Annotated in this window: 16 protein-coding genes; 9 read left to right on the top strand and 7 right to left on the bottom strand. The window is 71.2% G+C overall.

Going from position 1 to position 16,387, the window contains the following annotated elements; genetic code table 11:
- Positions 1–206: 206 nt before the first annotated feature.
- Together BXU09_RS01400 and BXU09_RS01405 are read right to left on the bottom strand one after the other, a co-directional pair.
- Complete coding sequence (locus BXU09_RS01400) at positions 207–530, bottom strand: SMR family transporter (protein WP_078300069.1); 324 nt, start codon at positions 528–530, stop codon at positions 207–209.
- Entirely contained in the window at positions 527–934 is a 408-nt protein-coding gene (locus tag BXU09_RS01405) for an SMR family transporter (protein ID WP_078300072.1), read from the bottom strand. The genes BXU09_RS01400 and BXU09_RS01405 overlap by 4 nt, the downstream gene beginning before the upstream one ends.
- A gap of 491 nt (positions 935–1,425) precedes the next feature.
- Here BXU09_RS01405 and BXU09_RS01410 point away from each other — a divergent pair, with 491 nt between their 5' ends.
- Positions 1,426–2,124 carry an amino acid ABC transporter permease gene (locus BXU09_RS01410; RefSeq protein WP_240500903.1) on the top strand — a complete coding sequence of 233 codons (699 nt, stop codon included), beginning with the start codon at positions 1,426–1,428 and terminating at the stop codon, positions 2,122–2,124.
- A gap of 38 nt (positions 2,125–2,162) precedes the next feature.
- Here the strand turns inward: BXU09_RS01410 and BXU09_RS01415 are convergent, their stop codons facing one another.
- The gene (locus BXU09_RS01415; protein WP_078300076.1) at positions 2,163–2,963 is read right to left on the bottom strand and encodes a MerR family transcriptional regulator; all 801 of its coding nucleotides are present in this window, start codon (positions 2,961–2,963) and stop codon (positions 2,163–2,165) included.
- A gap of 521 nt (positions 2,964–3,484) precedes the next feature.
- Between BXU09_RS01415 and BXU09_RS01420 the strand changes: the two genes are divergently transcribed.
- The 5 genes from BXU09_RS01420 to BXU09_RS01440 all read left to right on the top strand — a co-directional run bounded on the left by BXU09_RS01420 (position 3,485) and on the right by BXU09_RS01440 (position 9,047).
- A complete protein-coding gene (locus BXU09_RS01420; RefSeq protein ID WP_205684129.1) occupies positions 3,485–4,915 on the top strand; it encodes an alanine/glycine:cation symporter family protein in 1,431 nt (476 codons plus the stop codon).
- Between the two features lie 178 nt (positions 4,916–5,093).
- Positions 5,094–5,837, top strand: a complete 744-nt coding sequence (locus BXU09_RS01425; protein ID WP_078300087.1) for an AzlC family ABC transporter permease — start codon at positions 5,094–5,096, stop codon at positions 5,835–5,837.
- Entirely contained in the window at positions 5,834–6,130 is a 297-nt protein-coding gene (locus BXU09_RS01430) for an AzlD domain-containing protein (RefSeq protein WP_078304542.1), read from the top strand. The genes BXU09_RS01425 and BXU09_RS01430 overlap by 4 nt, the downstream gene beginning before the upstream one ends.
- Before the next feature lie 104 nt (positions 6,131–6,234).
- Positions 6,235–7,890 carry a PASTA domain-containing protein gene (locus tag BXU09_RS01435; RefSeq protein WP_078300103.1) on the top strand — a complete coding sequence of 552 codons (1,656 nt, stop codon included), beginning with the start codon at positions 6,235–6,237 and terminating at the stop codon, positions 7,888–7,890.
- A 23-nt stretch (positions 7,891–7,913) separates the two neighbouring features.
- Positions 7,914–9,047: a cysteine desulfurase family protein gene (locus BXU09_RS01440; RefSeq protein ID WP_078300110.1), complete on the top strand. Its 1,134-nt coding sequence runs from the start codon at positions 7,914–7,916 to the stop codon at positions 9,045–9,047.
- A gap of 75 nt (positions 9,048–9,122) precedes the next feature.
- On the opposite strand, the gene BXU09_RS01445 is transcribed toward BXU09_RS01440, so the two are convergent.
- Complete coding sequence (locus BXU09_RS01445) at positions 9,123–11,936, bottom strand: valine--tRNA ligase (RefSeq protein WP_078300112.1); 2,814 nt, start codon at positions 11,934–11,936, stop codon at positions 9,123–9,125.
- Positions 11,933–12,517 carry an NUDIX domain-containing protein gene (locus BXU09_RS01450; RefSeq protein WP_240500905.1) on the bottom strand — a complete coding sequence of 195 codons (585 nt, stop codon included), beginning with the start codon at positions 12,515–12,517 and terminating at the stop codon, positions 11,933–11,935. The genes BXU09_RS01445 and BXU09_RS01450 overlap by 4 nt, the downstream gene beginning before the upstream one ends.
- A 403-nt stretch (positions 12,518–12,920) precedes the next feature.
- Between BXU09_RS01450 and BXU09_RS01455 the strand changes: the two genes are divergently transcribed.
- Positions 12,921–13,484 carry a hypothetical protein gene (locus BXU09_RS01455; protein ID WP_078300114.1) on the top strand — a complete coding sequence of 188 codons (564 nt, stop codon included), beginning with the start codon at positions 12,921–12,923 and terminating at the stop codon, positions 13,482–13,484.
- A 3-nt stretch (positions 13,485–13,487) separates the two neighbouring features.
- Here the strand turns inward: BXU09_RS01455 and BXU09_RS01460 are convergent, their stop codons facing one another.
- A complete protein-coding gene (locus BXU09_RS01460) occupies positions 13,488–14,267 on the bottom strand; it encodes a hypothetical protein (protein WP_240500907.1) in 780 nt (259 codons plus the stop codon).
- An 83-nt stretch (positions 14,268–14,350) separates the two neighbouring features.
- On the bottom strand, positions 14,351–14,872 hold the full coding sequence (locus tag BXU09_RS01465; RefSeq protein ID WP_055363133.1) for a DUF4388 domain-containing protein: 522 nt from the start codon (positions 14,870–14,872) through the stop codon (positions 14,351–14,353).
- 111 nt (positions 14,873–14,983) lie between these two features.
- Here BXU09_RS01465 and BXU09_RS01470 point away from each other — a divergent pair, with 111 nt between their 5' ends.
- Both BXU09_RS01470 and rpmE read left to right on the top strand, forming a co-directional pair.
- Entirely contained in the window at positions 14,984–16,057 is a 1,074-nt protein-coding gene (locus BXU09_RS01470) for an ADP-ribosylglycohydrolase family protein (protein WP_078300116.1), read from the top strand.
- Between the two features lie 110 nt (positions 16,058–16,167).
- Positions 16,168–16,386, top strand: coding sequence for a 50S ribosomal protein L31 (rpmE, locus tag BXU09_RS01475; protein WP_078300117.1), 219 nt, complete (start codon positions 16,168–16,170; stop codon positions 16,384–16,386).
- The last annotated feature ends 1 nt before the right edge of the window (position 16,387 follow it).

Consider the following 16,387-nt stretch of genomic DNA (forward strand, 5'->3'; position numbering starts at 1 on the left):
TGCAAAGCCGTCCAGTCCGAGCAGACTCGTAGAGCTGCGCCGCAGAGCGAGCAGGAGAGAAACGGATTCCGGGCGTGGAGCTGGCAACCCGGCGATGTTCCGGGTTGCCAGCGAAACAGACGGAATCCATAAGCCACTCAGATTGAACGGTTTGCAAACACCGTTCAATCTGAGCGAAGCGCGTGGCAGTAGAACGGACTTCGGGGTCAGTGGCTGCTGCTGAGGACGATGACGCTCCCGACGATCAGGGTCAGGCCGGCCCAGGCGGTGGGCGTCAGGTGCGCTCCGTCGATGCGGCGGCTGAGCAGGGCGGTCGTGACGATGCCCAGCCCGCCCCACGCGGCGTAGGCGACGGCGACCGGCATGTGCTGCACGGCGACGCCCAGCAGCGTGAAGGCCAGCAGGATCAGGGCGATGGCGGCCAGTCCGGGTCGCCGGTGCCGGAAGCCGTCCGAGCGTTTCAGCAGGACGTTGGCGAGGATGTCCAGGGTGACGGCCCCCAGGATCAACAGGACGGCAGCCGGGTTCATGCGGGTTCCTGCCGGATGCCGGGAAGCGCGCGGGCCTGGTCGGTCACGCCGGGTGGCGGGCTGGCCGGCCGGGCGGCGTACTGGGTGCCGTGGTGCAGCAGGGCCGCGCCGAGGCTCAGGGCGATCAGGGCGCCCAGTTGCGTGGGGGTCAGGTGCTCGCCGAGGATCAGGGCGCCCAGGCCCGTGATGAGGATCAGGCCGGCGGCTTCCCAGACGGCGAAGGCCACGGCGACCGGAATCTGCCGGAACGCGCGTGACAGCAGCACGTACGAGGCGGCCAGCAGGGCGTAGGTGAGAATCAGTTCCAGTCCGGGGCCGGCAGCCCCGCTGGTGAAGACCTTGAGACTGAGGGTGCCCGTGACTTCCAGGGCTATGGCGCACAGTAGCGCCGTCCAGGCGCGCATGAAACAACACCGTTCCTTCCCCGCGCGTGGCGGGGCGAGCTGAAGGGTCACGCCGGTCCGCGTGTGGTGCGGACCCTGCGTGCAGGGATGACGCGGCCGGCCCCCGGTGTGGGGGCGTGGGCCGGGTCAGCTGGCCTTCGGGGCTCCGGGGGGCGGGCGGTCCAGGCGGATGCTGAGTTGTGTGGCGGCGCTCGTGTTCGTCCAGGTGATGGACATGGTGTTTCACTCTTCCCGTGTGGCCCGCCGGTCGGGGCGGGCGTCGGGCCGCGCCCGCTGCGTGCGGGGGCCCGGTTGAAGAGCAGGTCACGTTGACCCGCTGCCTTCCAGCCTAGCGGGTTCCTGTCAGGTGACCGTCTGCGCATTCACTTTTGGCAGGTCAGGGCCCGCTGCGCCTTCCGGGCTGGTGGCCGTTCACGGCGTGAGGGGCGCGCTATCCTCGGGGGCGTGACGGTTCCCAGGGTGAGCGGCCTGACGGCCTCCGGGCGAGGCGGGTGTTGAACGAGATTCTGACGGGGTTCGGAACGGTGCTGTCCGGCGAGTACCCGCGTCTGCTGCTGTCGGGGCTGGGCCTGACGCTGGCGGTCAGCGGGTGCGCATTGCTGGTGTCGGTGGTGGTCGGCACGGCGCTGGGCGCGGTGCGGGTGCTGCGGGTGCCGCTGCTGGGCGCGCTGGGCAACGCGTACGTGACGGTGGTGCGCGGCATTCCGCTGATCGTGCTGCTGTCGGTGGTGTACTACGGCCTGCCGGCGCTGGGCGTGACGCTGGAGGGGTTCCCGGCGGCGGTGCTGGCGCTGGGGCTGTACTCGGCGGCGTACACCAGCGAGATCGTGCGCGGGGGGCTGGGCAGCGTGCCGGACGGGCAGGCGCAGGCGGCGCGCAGTCTGGGCCTGAGCCGCGGGCAGGCGCTGAGGTTCGTGGTCATGCCGCAGGCGTGGCGGGTGGCGCTGCCCGCGCTGGGGAACGAGTTCATCAGCCTGATTCTGGGCAGCAGTCTGGCGAGCGCCGTGACGCTGCAGGAACTGTTCAGTCAGGGGCGGTACATCACGAACGCCACGTACCGGCAGTTCGAGGTGTACGCGGTGCTGGCGCTGGTGTACTTCGGGCTGACCTTCGCCCTGACGTGGCTGGTGCGCCTGATGGAACGCCGCCTGAGCCGGGGCCTGACCCTGCCGGACCGCCGCGTGATCTGAATGCCCCCGTGGTCAGGCCACCCAGTCAGGCCCTCCAGTCAGCTTAGGTGGTCCTGCGCGTCGGCCCAGGCGGTCACGGCGCGGCTCTGGTAGTCGGCCAGTCCGGGGCGGGCGCGGTCGATGCTGCTCCGGAAGCGGTCGTCGGTCACCCACATCTGTGCCAGTCCGCGCATCATGGCGGGCGACGCCTCGTAGTACGCGCCGCTGATGTGCGCCCGGTGCCGCGCCGCCACCCCCTGCGCGCGTGGGTCCGTGGCGGGCACGCCCGCAGCCATCAGGGCCACGTAGTCGGCGGTGAGGCCGTCCATCTCGGCGCGGATGCGCTCCCAGTCGGCCCGTGTGTAGCGGGCGGTGCGGGCGGCGCTCTGGCGGTAGGCGTCGCTGTCGCCCCAGCGTTCCTTCACTTCCTCCTCGTACGGGGCGGGGTCGAACCCGTCGAACGCGGCCCTGATGTCCTCGTTGTTCATGCTGCTCTCCTCTGCCCTGCCGTTCAGGGCGTCCAGGCGGGCCTGTACCTGCCGCAGCGTGTGCCGGGTGCGGCGCAGGTCGTCGCGCAGGCAGGCAGCGTGCGCGTGCAGAGTTTCGCGTTCCAGGTCCGGCGGGGCGTCCAGCACCCCGGCCACCTGGGCGAGCGGCACGCCCAGCGCCCGCCACGTCAGCACGCGCCGCAGCCGCGTCAGGTCGTCCGGCGTGTACAGGCGGTAGTTTCCGTCGCTGCGCTCGGCGGGGCGCAACAGCCCGATGGCGTCGTAGTGGTGGAGCAGGCGCACGCTGACGCCCGTCAGGGCCGCGACCTCGCCCACCGTCCAGCGGGGCTGTTCCGGGGCGTTCAGTGGCATCCTCCTGCGGGGGGGATCCGTCCCCCCTGAAGGCCAGAGTAGGCCCTGACGTGACGGGAGGGTCAAGCCGGAGTGCCCGCCCGGTCTGCTACGGACTCCGATTGAATGGCCTGCAGAGCCGCTGGGTCCGAGCGGATGCGCCTCGTAGAGCTGCCCTGCAGAGTGGGAGCAAGGCGGGCTTCGGGAGTGGAGTTGGGAACCCGGCACCGTTCCGGGTGGTCAACGAAACGGCTGGAGTCTGTATGATCGGCGGCCTTCATGTTGGGCTGACCCGGCCCGGTGACCTCCGGCACGGCGCAAACGGCATCCGCCCCGGCGGTCAGATGACGCGCACTTCAGCTGATTTTCATGTTGGAACCGCGTGTCTGTTTAGGGTGAGAGGACATGAGCGCAACCCTCTTCCCGTCCGCCGGACGCCGGGCGGCCTTCCTGCCGTTCCTGTCCGGCGCTGCCCTGTCCAGCGCGGCCCTGGCCTCCGCCCCACGACCGACCCGGTCAGCTTCGACGACCGCATCAATGCAGTGGTGGCCCCGGTCAGTTCCTTCCTGAGCGGCGTGGTGTTCGCGAGCCTGCCGGTGGGCGGCGTGCCGGTGCCGTTGATCGTGGTGTGGCTGCTGGTGGCGGCGATCGTGTGTACGGTCGCGTTCCGCTTCGTGAACCTGACCGGGTTCTGGCACGCCATCCAGATCGTCCGGGGGCGATTCGACACGCCCACCGCCGACACGCCCGGCACCATCACTCACTTTCAGGCGCTGTCCACGGCGGTGTCCGGCACGGTCGGGCTGGGGAACATCGCGGGCGTGGCGGTCGCCATCAGCCTGGGCGGGCCGGGCGCGACCTTCTGGATGATCCTGGCCGGCCTGCTGGGCATGAGTACCAAGTTCGTGGAGTGCACGCTGGGCGTGAAGTACCGCCAGATCCAGCCGGACGGCCGCGTGGACGGCGGCCCGATGTTCTACCTGCGCGACGGTCTGGCCGAACTGGGCCGCGCCCGCCTGGGCCGCGTCATGGCGTCGGTGTTCGCGGTGTGCATGGTGTTCGCCAGTCTGGGCGGCGGGAACATGTTCCAGAGCAACCAGGCGTTCCAGCAGCTCGTGAACGCCACGGGCGGCGCGACCAGCCCGCTGGCCGGCAACGGCTGGATGGCCGGTCTGGTCCTGGCGGCGCTGGTGGGCGCGGTCATCCTGGGCGGCATCCGCTCGATCGCGAACGTCACGGGGAAACTCGTGCCGCTCATGGCGGTCCTGTACGTAGGGTCCGTGACCGTGATCCTGATCCTGAACGCCAGCGCCATTCCGGGAGCGCTCGCGGCCATCGTGCAGGGGGCGTTCTCGCCGCAGGGCGTGGCGGGCGGCGTGATCGGCGTGATGATCCAGGGCATCCGGCGTGCCACGTTCAGCAACGAGGCCGGGATCGGCACGGCGTCCATCGCCCACAGTCCGGTCAAGACGCAGCGGCCCGTCACGGAAGGTTTCGTGGGCCTGCTCGAACCGTTCATCGACACGGTCGTCATCTGCACCATGACCGCCCTCGCCATCGTCGTGACCGGCTCTTACACGGTGTCTGGCCTGGACGGCGTGGGCATCACGGACACCGCCTTCCGAACCGTGGCACCGTGGTTCAGCTGGCTGCTGACGCTGGCGGTCCTGATGTTCGCGTACTCCACCATGATCAGTTACGCCTACTACGGCACCCGCGCCGTGCGGTACCTGTTCGGGCCGAACGAACTCGTCACGAACGTCTTCAAGGGCGTGTTCCTGCTGTTCATCGTGATCGGCGCAAGCATGGACCTGGGCGCCGTGATCGACTTCAGTGACGCGATGCTGTTCACCATGAGCATCCCGAACATCATCGGGCTGTACCTGCTGATTCCGGTCGTGAAACGCGAACTGGCGAACTACCGCGCCGACCTGCAGGCCGGCCGGGTCCGGCCCGCCACGCCCGGCCAGTAATACGGACTCCGATTGAATGGGCTGCAAAGCCCATTCAATCCGAGCGAAGCGAGTGGGAGCAAAACGGGTTCCGGACGTGGAACCGACAATCCGGTGAAGTTCCGGATTGTCGGCGAAACAAACGGAATCCGATAATACGGACTCCGGGCCGGGCGGCGCTGTGCCAGACTGCGCGGCGATGACGGCCCCCCACTCCCCTGGTTCCACGTTCCGGCCGGCGTTCTGGCGGGGCTTCCGGGCGCTGCTGCCGCTGTGGCCGGGCATGGTGCCGTTTGCCGCCGCGTACGCCGTGACCGCGCGGGCCGGGGGCCTGAGCATCTGGGAGACGCAACTGATGAGCCTGACCGTGTTCGCCGGGGCCAGTCAGTTCGCGGCGGCCGGGCAGTTCGTGGGCGGCGGCCTGCCGACCGTGGCGGGTGCGCTGGGGCTGGTGGCGACCACGTTCCTGCTGAATGCCCGGCACGTGCTGTACGGCCTGAGCCTGTCGCGCACACTCCCGCTGCCGTGGGGCCAGCGCCTGCTGGCGGCGCAGTTCCTGACGGACGAGGCGTACGGCGTGACGGTCGTGGCGGGGCCGCGTGATCCGGGCGGCCTGAGTGTCGCGTTCCTGCTGGGCGCGGAACTCAGTCTGTACGCCGTGTGGAACGCCTCGACGCTGCTGGGGTCGCTGGCGGGCGCCGCGCTGCCGGACCCGCAGGCGCTGGGGGTGGGCGTGATCTTCCCGCTGGCGTTCCTGGGGTTGCTGGTGCCGCTGCTCGTGGACCGCGTGACGCTGCTGGTGGCGCTGGTGTCGGGCCTCGGGGCGTGGGGGCTGGGGCGGGTGCTGCCGGGCGGACTGGTGATCCTGCTGGCCGGGGTGGGCGGGGCGCTGCTGGGCGCGTGGATCACCACCCGCCGCGCCGCGCGTTCGGGGGACGCGTGAGCGGCTGGCTGGTCATCGTGCTGATGTGGGCGGTCACGTACCCGGCGCGGCTGCTGGGCCTGAGCCTGGGCCGCCTGAACCTGCCGCCGTTCTGGCTGGCGTTCCTGCGCTTCGTGCCGGTCAGCGTGTTCGCGGCGCTGGTCGTGCCGGACGTGCTGGGCAGCCCCGAGTGGGCGCGGCGGATCGTGGGGGCGCTGGCGGGCGGGCTGCTGATGTGGCGCAGCCGCAACCTCGCGCTGGGCATTCTGGGCGGCTTCGCAGCGTACTGGGCGGCGCGGCTGGCCGGCCTGTAGAGCCGCGGCAGTCAGGGGGCGTTCAGGTGGGGGTCGCCCCGGCCCGGTCGTCTGGGTGGGCGCGACGCCGCGTTCCCACGTGGCCGCGCTATGCTGGGCAGCGCATGACGGGTCAGGAGGGCAGGGTCAGGATCATCGACGGCAAGTACGAGGTTCTTCGTGAACTCTCGGCAGGGGGCATGGTGACCCTCTCCGAGGTGCGCGCGGCCGAGGGTGTCACGCGGCACGTCGCGTGGTTTGCCGTGTCCACTCCCGCCGACCGGCAGGTGTTCCACGCGTACCGCACGGCGCTGCGCGCCCTGGAACCCGCCGGTCTGACCGACGTGGTCGCCCGGCCCGGCGCGTACTACGCCGTGTGGAAACCCGTGGGTGGGCAGCCGCTCGCGGCCGCGCTGGAGCAGAAGGTCCGCCCGCAGGAGACCGTGGACGCCGTGCAGGCCCTCGCCGCGCGACTGGCCGGGCAGGGCTACGCCCTGGCAGACGCGGAAATCGTGGTCGAGGATCAGACCGCGCAGATCGCGTACCTGACGCCACTGAACGCGCCGCGCACCCCGGAGGACATCGCGGCCCGCAACGCGCAGACCCTCGCTCCCCTCCAGAAGGGCCGGGTGCGCCGCCGCCGGGAGCCGGGCGCGTGGCTGACCTTCGTGCCGGGCCTGCTGCTGCTGGGCGGGGCGGTGTACCTGGGCTCGCAGGCGGTCAACATCTACCTGAACCCCCCGGTGCGGGATGTGGTCAGCGTGACCGGGCAGGAAGCCAAGGTCGCCGCACGCGCCCTGACCGACGCGGGGTTCCGCGTGGAGTACACGCAGGGACAGGCAGGCGGGCGGGCCATCGGCAGCATCATCCGGCAGGACCCGGCGGGCGGCACGAAACTCCCGATGGGGCGCCTCGTGACCCTGACCGTGAACAACCCCCCGGCCATCGAGGTGCCGCGCCTCGAGGAGATGAACCTCGATCAGGCGCGCGACGCCCTGAAAGACCGCAACATGCTGATCGGCAAGGTCCTGAAAGTGGACGGCACGCTGTCGAACACCGCCGAGGGCCGCGTGATCGCGCAACTGCCCGAGGCCGGATCGAGCGCGCAGCGTGGTCAGGCCGTGCAGCTGCTGATCAGCACGGGCGTCAGCGGCAAGGAAACGTGGCTGCCGAACCTGACCGGCCTGACGTACGAGCAGGCGCGCGCCCACGCCCGCGCCGCCGGACTGGTCGTGACGTCGGTGGAACGCCAGCCCAGCGACAAGGCCGAGAACAGCGTCCTGGAACAGACGCCCGCGCCGTACGTGCGCGTGACCGTGGGCAGCCCCGTGAAACTGACGATCGCGTCCGCGCGGTACAGCGCGCCCAGCCGTCCCGCCGGGGACCTGCCGCTGCCGCCCGCGTACGTGCCGCCCGTCCCGGTAGAGCCGGAAGCGCCGGCCGAGCCGGTCACGCCCGAACCGACCGCCCCCACGCCGGACAGCACGCCGGTCACGCCGGACAGCGTGCCCGCCCTTCCGGAAGCACCGGCCACACCGGAAATTCCGCCCAGCAACGCGGCCACGCGCACCGTGACTTTCGAGTACGTGTTCCCCGCCGACCTGCCGGACGGCAACTACGCCATCCTGGTCCGGGACGCCGACGGCGAACGGGTGGTCCGGTCGGCCGCTCCCGCCGACACCCTGGCCAACCAGCGGGCGTCCGGTGACATTCCCGTGCGCGGCGACGCGGTGTTCATCATCCGCCGTGACGGCGTGGATTACGCCACGGTCACGCCCTGAACCGCGTGACACGCTGACCGGAGATGATCTACCTCGATTACGCCGCCACGCACCCCATGACGCCCGAGGCGCTCGCCGCGTACGCGCAGGCGGCGGCCCTGCCCGGCAACCCGGCCAGCGTGCACGCCGCCGGGCAGGCCGCCCGCGAACGCCTGGAGGAAGGGCGCGCCCGCGTGGCCGCCGCGCTGCACACCGATCCGCGCACCCTGATCGCCAACAGCGGCGGCACCGAGGGCGACAACCACGTGCTGCTGAGCGTGACCCGCGCGTGGCAGGACGCGCACGGCCGCCCCGGTCACCTGATCACCACCCCCACCGAGCACTCGGCGGTGCTGGCCCCGGCACGCGCCCTGGCCGCACAGGGCTGGCAGGTCACGTTCCTGACCCCCGACCGGCACGGGCAGTACGACCCGGCCGAACTGGCGGGCGCGCTGCGGGGCGACACGGCGCTGGTGTCCATTCACCACGCCAACAACGAACTCGGCAGTGTGCAGGACACCCCCGCCCTGGCCGCGCTGGCCGCCGCGCGGGGCGTGCCGTACCACACGGACGCCGTGCAGGCCCCGGGCGTCCTGCCGGTAGACCTGGGCACCTGGGGCGTCACGTTCGCCACGTTCAGCGCGCACAAGTGGGGCGGGCCGCGCGGCGTGGGCTTCCTGTACGTGCAGCGCGGCACGCACCTGAACGCCGTCACGCTCGGCGGCGGGCAGGAGGGCGGCACCCGCCCCGGCACGCAGGACACCGCCGGGGTGTACGCGGCCGGGGTGGCCCTCACCCACGCCGAGCAGGCGCGCGAAACCACGCACGCCCACCTGAGCGCCCTGCGCGCCCGGTTCGAGGCGGGCGCGCAGGCCATCCCGGACCTGCGCCTGAACCACCCGCCGCACGGCAGCCCCAAGGTCGCCAGCGTCACCCTGCCCGGCGCGGACGGCGAGGCCCTGCTGATGAACCTCGACATGCTGGGCGTGGCCGCCAGCGCCGGGAGCGCATGCAGCGCCGGGACCATGCAGCCCAGCCACGTCCTGACCGCCGTGGGCCTGAACGACGCTGACGCCCGCGCCACCCTGCGCTTCTCCTTCGGGGCGGCCACCACCGAGCAGGACGTGGACGCCGCCGTGCACGCGCTGGCGCAGGCCGCCGCCTGGAGCCGCGCCTGACCTGAAGTCACGCCGAGTCACGGCAAGCAGGAAGGCCAGACCCCCGGTGCAGGGTCCGGCCTTCTCTCCTTGGGGTTACTGGAACTGCGCCAGCACGGCTTCCAGACGCTCTTTCTGCGCGCTGAAGTCGGTCACGCGGCGCCGTTCTTCCTCGATGACCTCGGCGGGGGCGCGGGCGACGAAGCCGGCGTTCCCGAGTTTGTTCTGCGCCTGCCCGATCTGCTTGTCGAGTTCCGCGAGGCGTTTTTTCTGTTTGCCCAGCCAGTCGGCGATGTCCACGGTGCCTTCCAGCGGGGCGCGCAGGGTGACGCCCTGCTCGACGGCGCTCAGGGTGCGGCCTTCCAGGGTGGTCAGGGTGACGCGGGCGATGCTCTCGACCACGCGGGCGTTTTCCAGCACGGTGGGGGCCAGGTCGCCCTCGACGGCCATGTTCAGGCGTTCCTGGGGGGCCATGCCGAGTTCGTTCTTGAGGTTGCGGGCGGCGGCGACGGCGGCGCGCAGGGCGTCGAAGGCGCGGGTGGCTTCGGCGTCGTGCAGGGCGGCGTCGGGTTCCGGCCAGGTGTGCACGGCCAGCTGGCGGCGGTGGCCGAGCGCGGCGTACAGTTCGCTGGTGATGAACGGCATGATGGGGTGCAGCATCTTCAGGATGTGCTCCAGCGTGGCTTTCAGGGTGACCAGCGTGGACAGTTTGCCTTCACTCAAAGCGGGTTTGGCGGCCTCGATGTACCAGTCGCAGAATTCGTCCCAGGTGAACGAGTACAGCGTGCGGGTGGCCGCGCCGATGTCGAAGGCGTTCAGTTGCGCGGTCGCCTCGGCGGTCACGGCGTTCAGGCGGGACAGGATCCAGCGGTCGGCGAGGCTCAGGTCCGTCCGGGCGCGCAGCATGCTCAGGGCGTCGCGGCTGCGGACCGGTTCGCCTGCCGTGTCGTCCAGGGCGCTCTGCACGTAGCGGATCAGGTCGGTGTCGCCCTCGGCGCCGCTGGTTTCCAGGTTGGGGAGGGCTTCGCCGAGGCGCAGCAGGGCGAAGCGGGCGGCGTTCCAGAGTTTGTTCGCGAAGTTGCGGCCCTGCTCGAAGCGGCGCGGGTCGTGGCGGATGTCCTGCCCGCCGGTCGAGAGGTACGCGAAGGCGAAGCGGCTGGCGTCCACGCCGTACTGATCGAACAGGTTCAGGGGGTCGATGCCGTTGCCCTTGCTCTTGGACATCTTCTGGCCCTTGGCGTCCAGGTACAGGCCGTGCAGCATGACCGTGCCGAAGGGGGCCTGTCCGGTCAGGCCGTAGGCGGCCATCTGCATGCGGGCCACCCAGAAGAACAGGATGTCGTAGCCGGTCACGAGGACCTGGGTGGGGTAGAACTTGCGGAAGTCCTCGCTGTCCGTGTCGGGCCAGCCGAGGGTGCTGAACGGCCAGAGGTTGCTGGAGAACCACGTGTCGAACACGTCGGGGTCGCGGCGCAGGTTCAGGTGCGCGTAGCGGGGGTCCTGGTCGCAGTCCAGGTCGGGGTTCTCGGGGTCCGGCACGTAGATGTTGCCGTCCTCGTCGTACCACGCGGGAATCTGGTGACCCCACCACAGCTGGCGGCTGATGTTCCAGTCACGGATGTTCTCCAGCCAGTCGCGGTTGACCTTGCCGTAGCGGTCGGGAACCAGCGTCATGTCGCCGTTTTCCAGTCCGGCCAGGACCTGCTCGGCGAAGGGTTTGGTCTTCACGTACCACTGCTCGCTGATGATCGGTTCGACCGGCACCTTGGTGCGTTCGCTCAGGCCGATGGCGGTGTCGTGGTCCTTCTCCTCGATCAGGTCGCCGCTCTCGGTGAGGGCCTTCACGACCGCCTTGCGGGCCGCGAAGCGTTCCAGGCCCCGGAAGGCTTCGGGCACGAGGTCGTCGGACGTCAGGTTGCCATGCAGGTCGATCACGCTGGGCCGCGCCAGACCGTGGCGTTCCCCGACCTCGAAGTCGGTGGGGTCGTGCGCGGGCGTGATCTTCAGCGCGCCCACCCCAAACTCCATCTCGACGGCCTCGTCGGCGATGATCGGCACCCAGCGGTCCGTCAGGGGAATGCGGGCCTCCTGCCCCACCAGATGCGCGAACCGGGGGTCGGTGGGGTGAACGGCGATCGCCTGATCCGCGAAGATCGTCTCGGGCCGCACGGTCGCGATGCGGATCTCGCCGGCCTCGCCGTTGCTGGCCGCTGCCTGTGGGTCGCGCAGTTTGTACGACAGGGTCGTCATCTTGCCCTTGCGGACCTCACGGTCGATTTCCAGTTCCGAGAGCGTCGTCTGCGCCGCCACGTCCCAGTTCACGATCCGCTCGCCCCGGTACGCGAGGCCGTCGTGGTACAGCCGCACGAACTGGTGGCGCACGGCGCGGCTCAGGCCCTCGTCCATGGTGAACCGCTCGCGGGTCCAGTCGGCACTGACACCCAGGCGCGAGAGCTGGTTCAGGATCATCCCGCCGGACTCGGCCTTCCAGTCCCAGACGCGCTTCAGGAACTCCTCGCGGCCCAGGTCGTGACGGCTCACGCCCTGATCGCGCAGTTGCCGCTCCACGACCACCTGCGTGCTGATGCCCGCGTGATCCATGCCCGGCAGGTACAGCGCCTCGAACCCCGCCATGCGCTTGAAGCGGATCAGCGTGTCGATCAGCGTGTTGTCCAGCGCGTGCCCCAAGTGCAGGTTGCCCGTCACGTTGGGCGGCGGGATCACGATGGTAAACGGCGGCTTACCGCTCGTCGCGTCCGCGCGGAACGGTTCGCTGCGCCACTTGGCGGCCCAGGCGGGCTCGATGGCCTGCGGATCGAAGGCCTTCGCCAGCGTACCGGCGTCGTTCTCGGGCGTCTGATCCGGGGTGGTGTCCAGGTCGGGGGTGGTATCGGGGGTGTGGTCAGTCATGCTCGGATCTCCTTGAAACGGGGGGCGGTCAGGGGCGGCAGGTCGGGCGCCAGTCGGCAGTCAATTCGGTAGGATGACAGATTCCGCGCCATCCGGGGGGGCAGACGATGGGGCGGGGCGCAGGGCCGCGTGCGCCCACGGCAGGGCGGCGTCCATCTCCCAGTCCAGCGCGGGCGCGTGCAGGGAGGCCCAGCGGAACCGGAAGGTGACCGGCCCTCGGCGAGGTGATCCCAGGTATCCGGCGTGCCAGTGGGCGCGGTCAGGGCGTACGCGTGGCAGACCTGCCGCGTGAACCGCTGCGGCAGTCGCGCCTCCCACAGGTACGAGGTCAGGAACTCCGGGCCGGTGAGGTTCAGGCCGGACTCTTCGCGCAGTTCACGCAGGGCGGCCTGCTCTGGCGTCTCGCCGGGTTCCACGCCGCCTGCCGGGAGTTGCACGCCGCTGTCGTCCGGGACGTGATCGAACACCAGCAGTTCCGGGTGGGCCGCGCCGCGCATTACGAAGCACACGACCTTCTCGCGCAGGCCGCGCGCGGCGGCGTCGGCGCGGGCTTCTGGCTGGGTTGGGTAGAACGTGACCATACGAGAACGCACCTCCGGTGGGAACGAGGCGGCGGGAATCAGAAAAACGTCCCGTCCGCCGGGCCTCTGCTGAACAGGCCTCCTGCGGACGAGACGTCAAGTGACTGTCCCGCGGTACCACCGCTGTTCCCCGCTGCGGGCGGGGCGCTCTTCGCGCTGTGTCGGGCGCACCCGGACGGATCTACTCTCCCCCGGCGTGGGGAATTTCTGCCGACCTGCTCGCGGGCGACGTTCGCCGGGTGCCTCCCGCGCCGCCCTCTCAGTCTCGGGGCGGGCTTCCTGTGGGCGCGTTCCGCGGGTACTCTTCCCGGTCACTGCTCCCGCAGTATAGGGCGGGCGGGGGGGCGGCGCATCTGCCAGAGGGCGCATGGTCACCGGGACAGCTGAGCCGCATGATGGGTCGATGCCGGAATCGAGTGACCCTGAGGCCCTGCGCCCGTTCACGCTGTACCACCGGGCGGTGCGGGACGTGCGCGGCGACTCCCTGCAGCCCCTGAATGTCCTGCGGGAGCTTCACCCGGACGTGTACGCCCGTGAGGCGGCCAAGTACGTGGGCCGAGAGGCCCTGATGCAGGAGCGGGTGGAGCGGCTGGACTGCCTGTGGAACGACGTTCTGTTCTTCTCCCCGGTGCATCCGGGGCCACTGCTGGACGCCGTGCGGGCCACTGGACGCGAGGTGCCGCCCGTGCGGTTCTGGACGCTGAACGCGGCCGATCTGGACCCGGCGCGGGCCTGCGTGCATCTGCCCCGGCCCTGGCCGGGAGGGGTGAAACCGGAACACGACCCGGCCGACGAGCGGCCCCTGGACACCCGGACGCTGCGGGCCGTCCGTGTGCCCCCGGCCGGGACGCTGGCGCGCCTGCACGCTCTGCCGGCCGGCGCGCCGCTGATCCTGTGGATGGACGTGCCGCACGTGCTGTACCGGGGGTCGGTGCCGCTGGGGGCGCTGGGTGAACTGCGCGCCTGACGCTCAGGGGCCGGTGGGGGCCTGGGTGTCTTCGGGGCCGGGTTCCACGACCTCGTAGCGGTACAGCAGGGGTTTTTTCAGCAGGCCGCGCGGGACGCTGACGGTCGCGTGGCGGTACGGTACGCCCGTGACGGGCGTGCCGGGCGCGAATTCCTGGGTGTGCGCGCCGACCTGCGCGGCCCGGTCGCCCAGGTCGAGGTGGCCGCTGGCGCGTTCGAGGACGTCGTAGGGGTGTTCGATCAGGACCGTGAGTTTCACGGGTTGCCCGGCGAGGCTGCGCAGGGGGTTGGCGGCGCTGCCGAAGGTGGCACGGATGGGGTCGGCGAGGCGTTCGCGGGTGACTTTCAGGCTCAGGGCGTACTCGCCGACCGGGAAGATCACCTCGCGGATCAGGGTGACGCCGTCACCTTCGGCCTCGCGGAAGGCGGCCAGGAGCGCGTCGCGGCGGTTGCGCAGCAGCGTGACGGGCGTGGCGCTGCCGCCGCTCATGGGAAAGTCACCGCGGCTGATGAAGCGTTCGGCGTGCAGCAGGGTGTCCTCGCGGGTGCGGAAGCTGCGTTGCAGGACGCTCTGGTGGGGTTTCCAGTGGCCGCCGGAGTCGCGTTCGAGCCAGTCGGCCCACAGTTCGAAGCGGTCCTGAAAGCGCCAGCTGGGGTGGGTGGGGAGGGTGGCGGCGCTGCGGGCCGCCGGGTCGTGGCGCTGTTCATGGCGCGGCTGGGCGTCCCGTCCGGTGTCGCTGTCGGGGGTGGTGCCTCTGTTGTTCGTTCGCGTGATCGCGCTCATGGGTCCTCCGCTGCGCCTTCCATCATGCCTGACCGGAAGTCACTTTTGGTGGCGGTGCCGGGCGGGCGTTCGGATCGGTCCGGTCAGACCAGTTCGATCAGGCCCGCCAGCAGGAAGGGTCGCAGGGTGTCCAGCGCGGTGCGCGGCGGTTCCTGGGTGCGTTCCAGCAGCGCGCGGACGCTGGTGCTGTCGGAAATCAGGTGCAGCATGCGGTACTGGGGGCGGGTGACGGGCTGCGCCTCGTTCCAGCGGGCTGTGAACCGCAGGCGCTGGTTCCAGTCGGGGAAGGCGCGCAGCAGTGGCGTCCAGGCCTCGCTGTCTTCGAGCATGCGCCGCAGCGCGGAGTCGCGCCGCAGGCTCAGGGTGCGCTGCGCGGGGTGCTGGTCGGCTTCGAAGGTGAAGGTCCCGCCGTCCAGGCTGGACAGGAGTTGCAGGGCCGGGTCGCCGCGCAGGCGGCCCACCTCGGCGTGAATGATCTCGCCCCGGTCGATCCACAGCTGCCCGCCGCGCACGTGGTCGATGCTCAGCCGTCCGGAGCGTCCGCTGGTCAGGAACATCTGCATCACGGACAGGAAGGGGAACACGTTCAGGTCGCCACGCACCATATGCGCTTCAGTCTAGCGCGCTCCGGCCCGCCCGGGTTCCCCTCCCCCCCCAGCGGTGGTCGGGCGCGACCTGCGGCGCGGCGGCGGGCGGCGCCGTGTCAGGATCACGGCATGACCGACCCGCCTTCCCGTGTTCCGGCCGCGCCCGGCCCCGACCGCCGCACCGGAGCCGACCGCCGCACCGAGGCGCTGCTGTCGCTGTGCGCCGCCGACGCGCTGGGCGCCGCGACCGAGTTCAAGTCCCCGGCCGCGATCCGCGCGCAGTACGGCGAGCGGATCCTGACCTACCAGCCCGGCAGCGTGTTCGGCTTCGCGCCGGGCGAGGCGACGGACGACAGTCAGATGACGGTCGCCACGCTGCTCGGCTACCGGCAGGCCGGCCCGGCCGACGCGGAGTCCCGCCACCGGGCGGTGCTGGCGGCGCTGCGGGACTGGCTGTCGGCGGCCCCGCCGGACGTGGGGAACCTGACCCGCCTGGCGCTGCGGGTCACGGCCCACGACCCGCGGCGGCTGGACGGGGGCGCGCTGGCGTGGCAGCAGGGCGGCCTGGACGGCGCCGGGAACGGCGGGTTGATGCGCGTGGCGGCGGTGTGGATCGCCGGGTTCCGGGGAGAGGCACTGGCGACAGAGGCGGCGGTCGTGACGGCCCTGACGCACGCCGACCCGCGCTGCGTGCACGCCTCGGTGTTCCTGACCGGCTGCCTGGAGGCGCTGGCGGCCGGTCAGGACCTGCCGGACGCGGCCGCGGCGGGCCTGCGGGTCATGGAGGGCCTGGACGCCCGCGCCGCGCTGGTCGGGGCCGGGGTGCTGGGGCTGGAGACGCAGGCGGCGCACCGCGCGTTCCGCGAGCGGGACCGGGAGGCGCGCGCGCAGGTGCGCTCGCGGGTCCGGCAGGGGCTGGCCGGGAAGCTGAGTTCGCAGAGCGGGTTCGTGCTGGACACCCTGGAGGCCGCGCTGGTGCATGCGCGCGGCGCGGACTGGCTGGCGTGCGTGGAACCGGCGGCGCTGCTGGGCGACGACAGCGACACGGTCGCCTGCGTGGTGGGCGCGCTGATCGGGGCGCGCGGCCTGACCGTCCCGGCCGGGTTGCGCCCGGACCTGCGCCTGGGGCACTCCTGGCCCGGCTGGGAGCGCGGCTGGCCCGGCGCGGAGCACCTGCCGCCGCTGGTGCCGCCCATGTCCTGAGTGCAGGCGGGCACGGCACTGTTCAGCCGGGGCGCGGGCATGTATACTGCCAGGGTTGCCCGCTACGCACACCCACCCCGGTGGTGGCAGACGTGGCGGAGGAGGCGCATATGAAGAAAGACATCCACCCGAAAGCCGTTCCCACCAAGATCATCTACCAGGGCAAGGTCGTCATGGAGACCCTGAGCACCAAACCCGAGATCCATGTGGACGTCTGGAGCGGCGTGCACCCCTTCTGGACCGGCGAGGAGCGTTTCGTCGACACCGAGGGCCGCGTCGACAAGTTCAACAAGCGCTTCGGCGACAGCTACCGCCTCAAGAAGAAGTAAG

It is taken from the genome of Deinococcus sp. LM3 (assembly GCF_002017875.1).
Lineage (GTDB): Bacteria > Deinococcota > Deinococci > Deinococcales > Deinococcaceae > Deinococcus.

What these genes read in the sequence shown, in the direction of transcription:
- rpmE (WP_078300117.1), top strand. Translation starts at nt 16,168, where the DNA reads ATGAAGAAAGACATCCACCCGAAAGCCGTTCCCACCAAGATCATCTAC.
- BXU09_RS01400 (WP_078300069.1), bottom strand. Translation starts at nt 530, where the DNA reads ATGAACCCGGCTGCCGTCCTGTTGATCCTGGGGGCCGTCACCCTGGAC.
- BXU09_RS01450 (WP_240500905.1), bottom strand. Translation starts at nt 12,517, where the DNA reads ATGGTCACGTTCTACCCAACCCAGCCAGAAGCCCGCGCCGACGCCGCC.
- BXU09_RS01405 (WP_078300072.1), bottom strand. Translation starts at nt 934, where the DNA reads ATGCGCGCCTGGACGGCGCTACTGTGCGCCATAGCCCTGGAAGTCACG.
- BXU09_RS01470 (WP_078300116.1), top strand. Translation starts at nt 14,984, where the DNA reads ATGACCGACCCGCCTTCCCGTGTTCCGGCCGCGCCCGGCCCCGACCGC.
- BXU09_RS01435 (WP_078300103.1), top strand. Translation starts at nt 6,235, where the DNA reads ATGACGGGTCAGGAGGGCAGGGTCAGGATCATCGACGGCAAGTACGAG.
- BXU09_RS01425 (WP_078300087.1), top strand. Translation starts at nt 5,094, where the DNA reads ATGACGGCCCCCCACTCCCCTGGTTCCACGTTCCGGCCGGCGTTCTGG.
- BXU09_RS01465 (WP_055363133.1), bottom strand. Translation starts at nt 14,872, where the DNA reads ATGGTGCGTGGCGACCTGAACGTGTTCCCCTTCCTGTCCGTGATGCAG.
- BXU09_RS01460 (WP_240500907.1), bottom strand. Translation starts at nt 14,267, where the DNA reads ATGAGCGCGATCACGCGAACGAACAACAGAGGCACCACCCCCGACAGC.
- BXU09_RS01445 (WP_078300112.1), bottom strand. Translation starts at nt 11,936, where the DNA reads ATGACTGACCACACCCCCGATACCACCCCCGACCTGGACACCACCCCG.
- BXU09_RS01415 (WP_078300076.1), bottom strand. Translation starts at nt 2,963, where the DNA reads ATGCCACTGAACGCCCCGGAACAGCCCCGCTGGACGGTGGGCGAGGTC.
- BXU09_RS01455 (WP_078300114.1), top strand. Translation starts at nt 12,921, where the DNA reads ATGCCGGAATCGAGTGACCCTGAGGCCCTGCGCCCGTTCACGCTGTAC.
- BXU09_RS01440 (WP_078300110.1), top strand. Translation starts at nt 7,914, where the DNA reads ATGATCTACCTCGATTACGCCGCCACGCACCCCATGACGCCCGAGGCG.